14 protein-coding genes are annotated in these 12,833 nt (G+C 34.2%); all 14 read right to left on the reverse strand.

Annotated features, from left to right (window positions below):
- Positions 1-8: 8 nt before the first annotated feature.
- Positions 9-506 carry a chemotaxis protein CheD gene (locus GMB29_RS17290; RefSeq protein WP_136351220.1) on the reverse strand — a complete coding sequence of 166 codons (498 nt, stop codon included), beginning with the start codon at positions 504-506 and terminating at the stop codon, positions 9-11.
- On the reverse strand, positions 496-1,137 hold the full coding sequence (locus GMB29_RS17295) for a chemotaxis protein CheC (RefSeq protein WP_136351221.1): 642 nt from the start codon (positions 1,135-1,137) through the stop codon (positions 496-498). Before GMB29_RS17295 ends, GMB29_RS17290 begins: the two co-directional genes overlap by 11 nt.
- A 9-nt stretch (positions 1,138-1,146) precedes the next feature.
- A complete protein-coding gene (locus GMB29_RS17300; protein ID WP_136351222.1) occupies positions 1,147-1,608 on the reverse strand; it encodes a chemotaxis protein CheW in 462 nt (153 codons plus the stop codon).
- A gap of 52 nt (positions 1,609-1,660) precedes the next feature.
- A complete protein-coding gene (locus tag GMB29_RS17305; RefSeq protein WP_136351223.1) occupies positions 1,661-3,718 on the reverse strand; it encodes a chemotaxis protein CheA in 2,058 nt (685 codons plus the stop codon).
- A 15-nt stretch (positions 3,719-3,733) separates the two neighbouring features.
- The gene (locus GMB29_RS17310; protein ID WP_136351224.1) at positions 3,734-4,828 is read right to left on the reverse strand and encodes a protein-glutamate methylesterase/protein-glutamine glutaminase; all 1,095 of its coding nucleotides are present in this window, start codon (positions 4,826-4,828) and stop codon (positions 3,734-3,736) included.
- A gap of 4 nt (positions 4,829-4,832) precedes the next feature.
- Positions 4,833-5,696, reverse strand: a complete 864-nt coding sequence (locus tag GMB29_RS17315; protein WP_136351225.1) for a MinD/ParA family protein — start codon at positions 5,694-5,696, stop codon at positions 4,833-4,835.
- 10 nt (positions 5,697-5,706) lie between these two features.
- Positions 5,707-6,858, reverse strand: a complete 1,152-nt coding sequence (gene flhF / locus GMB29_RS17320) for a flagellar biosynthesis GTPase FlhF (RefSeq protein WP_136351226.1) — start codon at positions 6,856-6,858, stop codon at positions 5,707-5,709.
- Positions 6,855-8,891 (reverse strand): flagellar biosynthesis protein FlhA, encoded by a 2,037-nt coding sequence (flhA, locus tag GMB29_RS17325; RefSeq protein WP_136351227.1) that lies wholly within the window; start codon positions 8,889-8,891, stop codon positions 6,855-6,857. Before flhA ends, flhF begins: the two co-directional genes overlap by 4 nt.
- 64 nt (positions 8,892-8,955) lie before the next feature.
- Positions 8,956-10,035, reverse strand: coding sequence for a flagellar biosynthesis protein FlhB (gene flhB / locus GMB29_RS17330; RefSeq protein WP_136351228.1), 1,080 nt, complete (start codon positions 10,033-10,035; stop codon positions 8,956-8,958).
- Complete coding sequence (gene fliR / locus GMB29_RS17335; protein ID WP_136351229.1) at positions 10,022-10,813, reverse strand: flagellar biosynthetic protein FliR; 792 nt, start codon at positions 10,811-10,813, stop codon at positions 10,022-10,024. The genes flhB and fliR overlap by 14 nt, the downstream gene beginning before the upstream one ends.
- A 2-nt stretch (positions 10,814-10,815) precedes the next feature.
- Positions 10,816-11,085 (reverse strand): flagellar biosynthesis protein FliQ, encoded by a 270-nt coding sequence (gene fliQ / locus GMB29_RS17340; protein WP_136351230.1) that lies wholly within the window; start codon positions 11,083-11,085, stop codon positions 10,816-10,818.
- Between the two features lie 15 nt (positions 11,086-11,100).
- On the reverse strand, positions 11,101-11,766 hold the full coding sequence (gene fliP / locus GMB29_RS17345; protein WP_136351231.1) for a flagellar type III secretion system pore protein FliP: 666 nt from the start codon (positions 11,764-11,766) through the stop codon (positions 11,101-11,103).
- Positions 11,759-12,439 (reverse strand): flagellar biosynthetic protein FliO, encoded by a 681-nt coding sequence (locus tag GMB29_RS17350; protein WP_136351232.1) that lies wholly within the window; start codon positions 12,437-12,439, stop codon positions 11,759-11,761. The genes fliP and GMB29_RS17350 overlap by 8 nt, the downstream gene beginning before the upstream one ends.
- 13 nt (positions 12,440-12,452) lie before the next feature.
- Positions 12,453-12,815 carry a chemotaxis protein CheY gene (locus GMB29_RS17355; RefSeq protein WP_136351233.1) on the reverse strand — a complete coding sequence of 121 codons (363 nt, stop codon included), beginning with the start codon at positions 12,813-12,815 and terminating at the stop codon, positions 12,453-12,455.
- Positions 12,816-12,833 lie beyond the last annotated feature (18 nt).

A 12,833-nucleotide genomic window follows, 5' to 3' on the forward strand; every position in this document is an offset into this window, starting at 1 on the left:
TAACAGACTTAAATCACTTTTGTCCCTTTGTTTACTGTTCTTATCGTTAATTCACATGATACGGGATCAAATTCAATCGTTCTTCCGCTGTTTCCTCCAACATCTTCACTTATTAACGGGATGTTGTACTCGTGTAATTGCTTCTTAATTGCTTCAATATTTCTTGGACCAATTCTCATCATATCGTTCGTATTTTGAAATTGGAACATTTGTGCCCCGCCAGCCATTTTTGCCAGTAATGCCCTGCTTCTTGCACCAGCCATCGTTAATCTATGAATAAGTAAAGGTATAGCTGTATCAGCATATTTCGCCTGGTTAAAAGACCCTTTATTAGCTAGAGAAGAGTCCGGTAGCATGATATGAGCTAACCCAGCTATTTCATTATGTTTGTCAAATATAATTAATCCTACACATGAGCCTAACCCTGATGTACGGATATGATTTGGCGATTTAACAATATTTAGATCTGCAATACCAACTTTAATTACATTTGTTTCAATATTCATCTGACATACCTAATGCTGTAAATAGCTTTTTAAACGAATCCAGATCAGGTAATAGAAAAAAGTGACCTTTTACAGATTCATTTTCTAATTGATCCTCTTCTCTAATCGCTGTATCGATAATAATTGCATAGTCACTAACATGTGATAATTCTACTAATCCATGGCTTATTACCGCTCCAAACATATCAATGGATAAAGCAGGGACAGAAGGAAAAAGGTTTAATTTAGTAAAATCAGATAAAGATGTTAGATAAGATCCTGTTAAAATATTTCCAAGTTCTTGAAATGCTGATAAACCAAGTTCATCATTCGATGAATGTCTAAATGAAAAAAGGTCATCGTCTATTAATTGCTTTATGAATCGTTCAGCTTGATCAATCCCTAAAATGAAAAAGAGTGACCCAGGAATGTCCCCATCAATTCTAAAAAAAACACTCGCAATAACAACCTCTGGTCCACCAACCCATTCCATTAATTCATTAAACGAAACAACTTTTACATCTGGAACGGTCATTTCAATTTTTTTATTTAAGAGCTTTGAAAGGGCTGTTGCTGAATGACTAGCTCCAATATTCCCAACCTCTTTCAAAACATCTAAGTGTTCTGTTGTAAAACGATTAATATAATCCATAGCCACTACCTACACAGTCAATAAACGGTCTTTTTCAACCTTTAAAACTTCCTCTAGATCAATCATAACGATTAATCTTTTATCCAGCTTAGCAACCCCTTTAATAAAGTCAACTTGGACTGCTCCAACTACTTCTGGTGCTGGTTCAATAATATTTAACGGAATATCTATGACATCATTTGCTGCGTCAACGATAAAACCTACATCCATCTCATCTTTTGAAACAATGATAATTCTTAAACTGTCTAAATTAACTTGTTCTTCCAATCCGAATCTACTGCGTAAATCAACAATTGGTGTAACTACACCTCTTAAATTGATTACTCCTTTTATATATGGTGCTGTTCTCGGAACTCTTGTAATGTATTGAACCTTCTCAATTGAACGTACTTGATGTACAGGAATTCCATACTCCTCATCTTGTAATTGAAAGACTATGAATTTTACATCTTCAGATAAATATTCACCCATTGTATAGACCCCTTTCATTGAAATCAGGAAAAAAATTGTTCGTCAATAGATCTTATTTTATTAGTGCATTACAATCAATTATTAGAGCAACTTGTCCATCTCCCAAAATTGTTGCGCCTGAGATAGCAAATACTGAGCTTAAATAATTGCCTAAAGATTTTAAAACAATTTCCTGTTGACCGATAAACGAATCAACGACTAGCGCTGCCATTTTTTCGCCTTTTCGTACAATAATTAATGACACATAATCTTCATTTCCTGTTTCGACAGGCACTTCAAAGATCTCTGTTAAATAGACTAAAGGAACAATTTTCCCGCGGAAATCAATAACCTGTTGGTTATGGGCTTGTAATATCGCGTCTTTTTTAATAACAGCTGTTTCAATAATAGAAGATAACGGAATAGCATATTTCTCATTCTGTAATTCAACAAGCATCACTGAAATGATCGATAAAGTAAGTGGAAGCTGTATTGAAAATTTAGAGCCTTTTGATTCTACTGAATCTATTGAAACGGAACCACCTAGTGATTCAATCGTACTTTTTACTACATCTAATCCAACCCCTCGCCCAGATATATCAGAGATTTGGTCTGCCGTTGAAAAACCTGATGAGAAAATAAGCTCATATACTTGTTTATCAGTTAAAGTTGCTGCCTGTTGCTCAGTCACAACACCTCTGTCAAGCGCCTTTTTAAGAACACGTTCACGATTTATACCAGCACCATCGTCTTCAATCTCAATAAATACATGATTTCCACTGTGATAAGCACTTAATACAACATGTCCTTCTTCTGATTTCCCATTTTTCAAACGTACATCAGGCATCTCAATACCGTGGTCAATCGCATTCCGCAAAAGGTGAACAAGCGGGTCGCCAATTTCATCAATGACTGTTCGATCTAATTCAGTCTCAGCACCGATTATTTCTAGGTTAATCTTTTTATTTAAGTCCTTAGCTAGTTGTCGGATCATTCGAGGGAAACGATTAAATACCGTTTCAACTGGAACCATTCTCATATTTAAAATAATATTTTGGAGATCCCCTGATATCCTAGACATTCTTTCAACCGTTTCATTAAGTTCATTATTATTTAAATCCTTAGAAATTTGCTCTAATCTTCCCCGGTCAATAACCAGCTCTTCAAATAAATTCATTAGTATATCTAATCTTTCGATATTAACACGAATTGTTTTGGAGCTTGTTGCTGCAACTTGCTTTTCCGCAGCTTTCACGCTGTTCTCTTGCACATGTTGATGTGTTTCTTTTTCTACTTCATCATTTTGATTTGTTTCTACTAGAACTGTAGCTTGTGAGTTTGCTTGATTGTTCATCATTGCTAAGTGATCAAGTTGCTGTACAACTACCTCTTTTATTTCAGATACTTTCATCACTTTGTTATGAATATCATCACTCGAATCATTCGTTATAATCGCTACACTAAACTGTGAATCGAATTTTTCCTCTTCTAAGAGATCTACGGAAGGAACAGCTTTAATGACTTCTCCTAGTTGTTCTAGAATTTCGAACACCATAAATACTCTTGCCGCTTTTAATAAACAATCCTCTCGCAAAGATATTGTCACTTCATAAGCCGAGAATCCTTGTTCTCTTGACTGCTGGATAATTGTATATTCGAAATCATCATATTCTTGAATTGCATGATTGTTATGGTTTTGATTTAAAGAATTCCCTTGATTCTCACTTTTTGATGAGTCATGATTAAGATCTTCACCATCTTCAATTTTCTTTAACATTTCTACAACTGCGGATACATCTTTTTTACCATCCCCGCCTTGTGCAATCGAGAAAACCATCTCTTCTAGGTTATCTACCGAAACAAATACTGCATCAAAAAGATCTGATGTAACGGCTAATTTTTCATTTCTAATTGCATCAAGTACATTTTCCATTTGGTGTGTTAAATTTGCTATATCTTCGTACCCCATCGTTGCACTCATACCTTTTAATGTATGTGCAGATCGAAAAATTTCATTTACAATCGATAAATCTTTTGGATTTTTCTCTAACTCTAGTAATTTTTCATTACAAGATTGTAAATGCTCTTTGCTTTCCTCAATAAAAACTTCTAAATATTGATTCATATCCATATATGGTGGCACTCCTTAGTTTCGAATAAAATCCATGATAGAAGCAGCGATATCTTCCACATTTTCAACTTTATCAATTAATTGAGTATTCAGAGCTGCTTTTGGCATTCCGTAAACAACTGAAGTTTGCTCAGATTCTGAAATTGCTTTAACAACACCAGTAGATTTAAGCTTTTTCAACCCTTCAGTTCCATCAGATCCCATTCCTGTCATAATTACTGCAATTTTCCGATAGTCATAGATTTCACTAATAGATTCAAACATCACATCAACAGAAGGACGATGTCCATTCCTTATTTCTGATTTTTCTAATTTTATTATTAATGAGCTACCTGTTTTATTGACTAATAAATGCGAGCCGCCTGGGGCAATATATGCAATTCCATTTTGCACGACTTCATTATTTTCCGCTTCCTTGACCGTGATCATGGATAGTGTGTTTAATCGATTTGCAAGTGACTGAGTAAATCCAGGAGGCATATGTTGAACAATAAAAATTGGTGCCTGAAAATCAATAGGTAATTTTGTCAACACATGTTGTAAAGCTCTTGGACCCCCAGTAGATGTGCCTATACAAACAATCTGTTTAGTCAATCTGGCTTTGCCGATAGCTGTAGGTACTTGGTCCTTATATGAGTCTATTTTACTATATCGAATCCCCTTAAGGGTACTTTTTTTATTAAGAACATCACTTGATATATGACGAATGTTAGCAGTGTTTGCAAGGATAACTTTTTCTATTATTTCATTCTTTACTTTGTGAAGATCTAATGAGATTGCCCCTGAAGGTTTTGTAATAAAATCTACTGCACCTAATTGCAATGACTTAATCGTATTTTCAGCACCTTCTTTCGTCGTACTAGAAAGCATGATGACAGGAATTGGGGATTTCATCATAATTTCTTTTAGTGCTACAAGACCGTTCATTATAGGCATTTCAACATCCATTGTTACAACATCCGGATGTAATAACGCTACTTTTTTAATGGCATCTTCACCATTTCTTGCAGTTCCAATTACTTCAATCTTTTTTTCTTCACTTAGAAAATCAGTTATTAATTTTCTCATGAAGGCTGAATCATCAACGACAAGTACGCGGATCTTCTTCATCCATCTACCTTCCCTTCATGAATAAATTCTTTAATTTAGAAATAAAAGAAGTTGATTCTAAGCAAGCTTGATCAAGTGACTTTCTTTGTAGATAGTCTTGTGAGATCGTAAACATTGCTTTACTTGCTAGACAATTCGGACGGTAAATAAGAAACGGTGTTTGATCAATGACAGCTTTCATAATCGTAGAATCATCAGGAATACTACCAAGAAGAGTTACTTCCCTTTTTAAAAAATGGACAATTGTTTGATATAATCTATTAAACGTTGAATCCCCAGATTTCTTATTAAACGATCGATTTACAACAATTGAAAAAGACATCGTTTTATGACGGACGCATATGCTTTTAATTGCTGCATAGGCATCTGTCAATGATGTAGGCTCTGGTGTAGTAATAACAATTATTTCATCTACTGATAATAAAAATTGTAAGCTATCCTCTGAAATACCTGCACCCATATCAAAAATGACAATATCATATGTTTGGAATAAAGATTCAAGTTCTTCTATAAAACGTTGAAACATCTTTTCGTTAAGTTTAAAAATGGATCCTAACCCAGTTCCGCCAGATATAAAATCAAGACCATATGGACCTTTTGAAATAATATCTGTTAAAGGAAGCTGATTTTCAAAAAAATCGACAATTGAATACTTTGAACTCTCACCAATTAATATATCGATATTCCCCATACCGATATCTAAATCAAATAATAAAACTCGTTTTTTGGCATTTTGTAATGCTAATGAAAAATTCAAGGAAAAATTAGATTTTCCAACTCCACCTTTACCACTAATAACTGCAATTGAGCTAGCTTGGGTTCTAAATCTATTTAATCGTTCTCTTAGACGTTCTGCTTGATCGTTCATTATAATCTCACTACCTCAATATCTGTTCGACTATGTGTTCTGTAGTCGCCTCTTCAATATCATCAGGGACATTTTGGCCGTGTGTTGTATAAGCAATCCCCTTTTTCGTTTTTATCATGACATCAATCAATGAACCTCTTGATGTTGTTTCATCTAGTTTAGTAAAGATAAGCTTCTTAATGGGGATAACTGAGAATTGTTCATAAACCGCAAGCATATCAGATGGTTTTGCTGTTGCGGCTAATACCAAATAAGATTCGAGTTCATCATTAAAATCGATGATTAACTTTAAATCTTTCACATACTGTGAATCAAGAAAATTTCTTCCAGCGGTATCAATAAAAAGATAATCGTACCTTTCAAATTTCTTTTTTGCTTCCTTAAAATCATCAATGTTATAACAAACTTCTATTGGCACATTTAAGATTTTTGCATATGTTTTTAACTGATCTATAGCAGCAATTCTGTAAGTATCTGTCGTAATAAAAGCTACTTTTTTCTTTTTTTCCAGCACACATTTTGCAGCAAGCTTTGCTAGAGTAGTTGTTTTACCAACCCCTGTTGGACCAACGACATTAATATATTTTTTCTCGTATGAGATCCCGCCGAAATCAAGATCATTTAATAACTGAACAAAAAGTTCTAACTCTTTATTTTTTAATTGTGTAGAGGTTATATTGCCACCTGCTTGAAACCAATATTCTAATAGGTCTGTCATAATCTGGCCACGAATAGCAGGATTAATCTCTTGCCTAATCATTACTTGCAAGATCACTTTTAGCGGTTCAGGATATAAGTCAGATTTTTCATTTGCTGAAATCGATTGGAGAATGCCTTTTAACTCTTTTATTTCTTCTAATAAATGCTGATGATCTTCTATAGCTTTTACAGGTTTTATTCGTTCATTTTGAGTTATTTCTTCCTTTGATAAAATAGGATTATTAGTTTTTAAATTTGATTCCTTTTCTTTCCTTTTTTTGGGGAGAGGAATCTCTGGATCAAGTGCAGCAATTACTTCAATTTTTTTCTGCGAGAATAAACCTAAAAATCCTCCTGTATGAACTACCTTTGAATTTAAGATAACTGCATCATTTCCCATTTCTGACCTTATTTTTTTCATAGCCTCTTGCATTGATGGTGCAACATATTTTTTTACTTTCATTCCACATTCACCACCCCAACACTTTGTACTTCAACATTTGCTTCTAACTCATTATAGGATAATATTGGAACCTGCGGAAAATATCGATCTGTTAGCTGTCTAACGTACATTCTGACAGCTGGTGAACATAGTAAAATAGGTATTTGTTGTTGTAGCGAGAGCATTTCTATTTCCTTTGCAATCGCTTCGATTATCGCTTGAGACACATCAGGACTTAACGATAAATAATTACCATGTTCGGTTTGTTGTACTCCATCAGCAATTAATTTCTCAATTTTTCCTGATAAGGTCACAACCTTTAACATTTGATCTTGATCTGAATATTGAGCAGTTATTTGTTTAGCCAATGCTTGTCTTACATACTCACCTAGTAATTCTGAATCAGATGTCATCTTTCCAAAATCGGCTAACGTTTCAAATATAATAGGTAAGTTACGAATCGAAACTTTTTCTTTAAGAAGTTTCGCAAGTACTTTTTGTATTTCACCAATGCTAAGTGGTGAAGGTGTAACTTCTTCTACTAAAATAGGGTATGATTCCTTTAAATGATCGATTAATTGTTTCGTTTCTTGTCTTCCTAGTAGCTCATGTGCATGTTGTTTTATGACCTCAGTAATATGTGTTGAAACAACAGATGGCGGATCTACAACAGTATATCCATACATATCAGCGGTATCTTTCATTTCTTCTGTGATCCATTTAGCAGGAAGTCCAAATGAAGGTTCGATTGTATCAATACCTTCAATCGAATCATCTTCTATTCCAGGGGCCATTGCTAAATAATGGTCAAGGAGGATTTCACCTTTAGCTACTTCATTACCTTTTATTTTTAATCTGTATTCATTAGGTTGTAACTGAATATTATCTCTTATTCTTACAACGGGTATAACTAGGCCTAATTCAATAGCTAACTGCCTTCTAATCATCACAACTCGATCAAGAAGATCTCCACCTTGATTTGTATCTGCAAGTGGGATTAATCCATATCCAAATTCAAATTCAATAGGGTCGATATTAATGAGATTCATGACACTTTCAGGACTTTTCATTTCATCCATCTCAATTTCTTGTTCAACCTCTTCTTCATCAGGAATTGATTGTTCTTTTGATTGTGATATCCGATAGCCTGCGAAAGCAAATAAGCCAGCTATCGGTAAGGTAAGAAACAAGCCGATAGGTGTGAAAATTCCTAGTAAGAAAATGGTTCCTGCTGCCACATAGAGCATTTTCGGATAGGCAAATAATTGTTTTGAAATATCAGTTCCTAAGTTTCCTTCTGAAGCCGCCCTTGTTACAACGATTCCCGTTGCTGTAGAGATTAACAGTGCGGGTATTTGGCTGACAATTCCATCTCCAACTGTTAACATCGTATAATGAGAAGCTGCTTCACCGATAGACATCCCATTCTGCATCATACCAATTATGATACCGAAGAGCATGTTGATCAGAACCATGATAATACCTGCTATCGCATCCCCTTTTACAAATTTACTAGCACCATCCATTGCCCCATAAAAATCTGCTTCACGTCCTACTTTTTCACGACGCTCTCTTGCTTGTTGCTCAGAAATCATTCCTGCATTCAAATCTGCATCAATACTCATTTGTTTACCAGGCATAGCATCAAGAGTAAAACGTGCAGCGACTTCAGATACACGCTCAGAACCCTTTGTTATGACAATAAATTGAATGATGATTAAGATTATAAAGACAACTAATCCAACAAGGATATTTCCACCCGTTACAAAGGTTCCGAAAGTTTCTACTACTTTACCAGCGTCCCCTTCGGCTAAAATTGCACGAGTTGTTGAAACATTTAATCCTAAACGAAACAAAGTTAATAACAAGATTAATGATGGAAAAATAGAAAATTGCAATGGTTCGTTCATATTCATTGACGTAAGGATGACTAATAATGCAAGAGAAATATTAATGATAATTAAAAAGCTTAACAACCAGCCTGGAAATGGAATGATAAGCATTGCAACGATTAAAATGACACTAAGTAATACTGATAAATCTCTTGCAGACATGTTTGTTTCTCTCCTTAAAACCAATCATTTCTAACTTTTGTACCTGATATTGTGAATGGAAGTATTACATTGATTTTGTTTGATAAACATACGCGATGATTTCTGCAACTGCCTGGAAAAATTCCTCCGGTACTGCTTGTCCTAAATCAACTTGATCGTATAGGGCACGAGCCAACGGTCTATTTTCGACCATTATAATATCATTCGCTTTTGCAATCTCTTTTATTTTTTGTGCGACGTGATCAACCCCCATCGCAACAACATATGGTGCGTCCATTTTTTCTTCATCATATTTTAAAGCAATGGCATAATGAGTTGGATTCGTAATGACAACATCAGCAGTTGGAACATCCTGCATCATTCTCCTCATTGCCATTTCGCGCTGCCTTTGTCTAATTTTCGATTTAATAAGTGGATCACCTTCAGATTTTTTGTATTCATCCTTGATATCCTGTTTTGACATTCGAAGGTTTTTTTCGTAATCAAAGCGCTGATAAAGGTAATCTAAAAAAGAGAGTATTAATAGAGCTCCTGAGGCATATAATCCCATTTTCATAGTTAATGATGCTATGAATACGAAAGATTGTTCCACGGTCATTTGAGATAAGCGTAATATATTATCAATATCCATCCATAAAACAGCGAAGGTTACCACACCAACAACAGTAATTTTTAAGAGTGATTTTAACAGTTCGACAATGGCACGCATTGAATAAATCCGTTTAAAACCTTGAATTGGGTCCAACTTATTTAATTTCATTTGAATAGACTCTGTAGAAAAAAGGAACCCTACTTGGATGTAATTACTGAGTACACCAGCAATTAATGCGATCACCATAATCGGAGCTAATATCATTCCTGCTTGTAAAGCAATTGTATAAAAAAAACCTTCCATATTTTGATCGGTTAAATTTACTAATAAATAATCCTGAAAAATACCCTTCATCATGAGAATTAATCGATCTCTCATAAAAGCGCCAATGAATAGAAACGATAAAAATACAGTTAATAATGATAGTGCAGTATTAACGTCCGCACTTTTTATAACTTGTCCTTTTTTTCTAGCATCTTGTTTTTTTCGTGGTGTCGCTTTTTCTGTTTTTTCACCAGAAAAAAACTGTAAATCTAGCTTAAGTAGATTCATTGTTTGTTCCTCCAAACAATTCCATAAGCCCTCTCATTGTATATGTCATTGTTTCAAATAACTCTTGCATGAAGACAAATAATGCCGCCATCACTAAAATTAGCATGATAAAGCTAACTCCTATTTTTAATGGAAGTCCAACAACAAAAATATTCAACTGAGGAACAGTACGCGCAACAATTCCTAATGCAAGATCGACTAAAAATAAGGATCCAACAACAGGAATTGACATTTGAAAGGCAATAATAAACATGGAATTAAACGATTGGACAATATATTCAATCACATTTTCTTCTCCGAGAGGTAAATATAGTTGATCAATTGGTACGAACTGATAACTATAAAAAACCCCATCTAATAAAAGGTGATGAGCATTAATACTAATCATAAGCAATAATGCAAAAGTATAAAGAAATTGTCCGATAAGCGGACTTTGTGCACCAGTTTGTGGATCAATGACATTTGCTATGGCAAAACCCATTTGGAAATCAATAAAACTACCAGCTAATTGAACGGCTACAATGATCAAATATGCTGAAAAGCCAATCATTAATCCGAAAAGTGCTTCCTTTAAAATAAGAATAAAATACTCACCATCAATTTCAATCTTTGGCAGATCTAATGCAAAAAACATGATCCAGGCCAATAAAAATGAAAAGCTTATTTTATGAGAATTAGGGATATTTCGATAAGAGAACAACGGCAATGTGACAAAGAAAGCTGTTATTCTCATAAACACCAATAAAAAAGCAGGGTAATTTTCCAATATTGTACCCATTTCTACCCTACAAACCTATTTAAATTACCGAATATATCTTGTGCGTAGGAAATCAATGTTGAAAGCATCCAGGGACCAAAAAATATTAATCCTACTAACACTGCTACAATTTTTGGAACAAACGCTAACGTTTGCTCTTGTATTTGCGTTGTAGCCTGAAAAATACTGACGATCAATCCAATTATTAGTGCCAATAGTAATAATGGCCCACAAATGATTAATGTCGTATAAACTGCTTTTTCTGCTAAAGAAATAACCATTTCTGAACTCATTCGTTTTCACCCATTCTAAAAACTTTGTAACAAAGACTTTATGATTAAGTACCAACCATCTACTAATACAAATAGAAGTATTTTAAATGGCAATGATATCATAACTGGCGGCAGCATCATCATTCCCATTGACATAAGGATACTTGCAACGACCATGTCAATCACTAAAAATGGAATAAATATCATAAATCCAATTTGAAAAGCGGTTTTAATCTCACTTATTGCAAATGCTGGTACAAGAGCTGTTAGTGGAATGTCTTCGATTGATTCAGGACTTTCTATTCCGGCATAATTTAGAAAGAGAGCCAGATCTTTTTGCCGCGTATGCTTGCTCATAAATTCTTTAAAAGGTAATGCTGCACGTTCATATGCTTCTTCTAAATCAATTTCTTCATTAAATAACGGTGTCAATGCTTGTTCGTTAACTTCTGAAAAAGTAGGAGCCATAATAAAAAATGTTAAGAACATCGCTATTCCTATTAATATTTGATTAGGTGGCATTGATTGTGTTGCTAGTGAAGTTCGAACAAAAGAAAGAACAATGATAATACGAGTAAAACAAGTCATTAAAATTAAGATACTCGGAGCAATTGATAGAACTGTTAATAATAGTAATAATTTTACAGATGCACTTACATTTTCAGCATCACTATTATTAAAAAACTCCATAAATTCATTCATGCTTTTTTAAACCCTTTCTCTTAACTACATCGAGCTGTTTCTTTCGTTCATGTTTAACCTTTTCTAATTGTTCTTTGAAAGTAGAAGAAAATGCTGATTTGTTGTCATTTGACCTTTTCGCTTTTAACATTTGTTGTCCAATATTTGCAACCTTTTGGATAATATCTTTAGGATCCGCTATCTGTTCTTGTTTTCGTTCAAATTCATCTATTAAATGTTCCCGCTCATCATCGTCATCGATTTCTTTAAGTAAGGATATTGAATCACCTACACCGACAACTAATACGCGATTTCCAACCTTGATTATTTGTATAGATTTACTTTGGCCTAGGCTTGTACCTCCTAGATTGACAATTGATTGACCTTGTTGGAACAATCGGTTTCGTTTAGTGACAAATTTTAACAATAAATAAATAAGAAAAAGAACAAACGCTAATGCAGCAAACATTTTAATAAAATCAAATGGCGTAACAGATAGAGCATCTTCTTGAACAACTTGTTCTTGTTCTTGCTCTACTGTTTTATTATCTTTCGTCTCTTCCTTTTTTTCATTTTTAATCAAATCATACACACTCTGGTTGATTTGATCCTCCGCAAGAACTATATTTGTTTCTTGCGGAGAAAAAATCAGCATTGCTGTTATCATCAATATGTGGTAGTTTCTATGAAGCAATTTTACTCCACCTTTAGCTTAATGTTTTACCAATAGCTTCTAAAACACGATCAGCTTGGAATGGCTTTACAATAAAATCTTTAGCTCCAGCTTGAATGGCATCAATAACCATCGCTTGCTGCCCCATTGCAGAACACATGATCACTTTGGCATTCCCATTTATTTGTTTAATTTCTTTTAATGCTGCAATACCATCCATTTCTGGCATCGTAATATCCATAGTAACTAAGTCTGGTTGATGTTCTTTATACAACTCAACTGCTTGTGCTCCATCAGCTGCTTCTGCGACTACTTCATATCCATTTTTTGTTAGTATGTCTTTAATCATCATTCTCATAAAGGCTGCATCATCAACAATCATAATTTTGTGTGCCATAATCTTCCCCACTCCTAC

The organism is Metabacillus sediminilitoris (assembly GCF_009720625.1).
GTDB classification, from domain to species: Bacteria; Bacillota; Bacilli; order Bacillales; family Bacillaceae; genus Metabacillus; species Metabacillus sediminilitoris.

Bases quoted from the DNA above. Each gene is read 5' to 3' on its own strand.
- GMB29_RS17295 (WP_136351221.1), bottom strand. From the start codon at position 1,137: ATGGATTATATTAATCGTTTTACAACAGAACACTTAGATGTTTTGAAA.
- GMB29_RS17310 (WP_136351224.1), bottom strand. From the start codon at position 4,828: ATGAAGAAGATCCGCGTACTTGTCGTTGATGATTCAGCCTTCATGAGA.
- GMB29_RS17300 (WP_136351222.1), bottom strand. From the start codon at position 1,608: ATGGGTGAATATTTATCTGAAGATGTAAAATTCATAGTCTTTCAATTA.
- GMB29_RS17315 (WP_136351225.1), bottom strand. From the start codon at position 5,696: ATGAACGATCAAGCAGAACGTCTAAGAGAACGATTAAATAGATTTAGA.
- fliQ (WP_136351230.1), bottom strand. From the start codon at position 11,085: ATGAGTTCAGAAATGGTTATTTCTTTAGCAGAAAAAGCAGTTTATACG.
- flhA (WP_136351227.1), bottom strand. From the start codon at position 8,891: ATGTCTGCAAGAGATTTATCAGTATTACTTAGTGTCATTTTAATCGTT.
- fliR (WP_136351229.1), bottom strand. From the start codon at position 10,813: ATGGGTACAATATTGGAAAATTACCCTGCTTTTTTATTGGTGTTTATG.
- flhB (WP_136351228.1), bottom strand. From the start codon at position 10,035: ATGAATCTACTTAAGCTAGATTTACAGTTTTTTTCTGGTGAAAAAACA.
- fliP (WP_136351231.1), bottom strand. From the start codon at position 11,766: ATGAATGAATTTATGGAGTTTTTTAATAATAGTGATGCTGAAAATGTA.
- flhF (WP_136351226.1), bottom strand. From the start codon at position 6,858: ATGAAAGTAAAAAAATATGTTGCACCATCAATGCAAGAGGCTATGAAA.
- GMB29_RS17290 (WP_136351220.1), bottom strand. From the start codon at position 506: ATGAATATTGAAACAAATGTAATTAAAGTTGGTATTGCAGATCTAAAT.
- GMB29_RS17355 (WP_136351233.1), bottom strand. From the start codon at position 12,815: ATGGCACACAAAATTATGATTGTTGATGATGCAGCCTTTATGAGAATG.
- GMB29_RS17305 (WP_136351223.1), bottom strand. From the start codon at position 3,718: ATGGATATGAATCAATATTTAGAAGTTTTTATTGAGGAAAGCAAAGAG.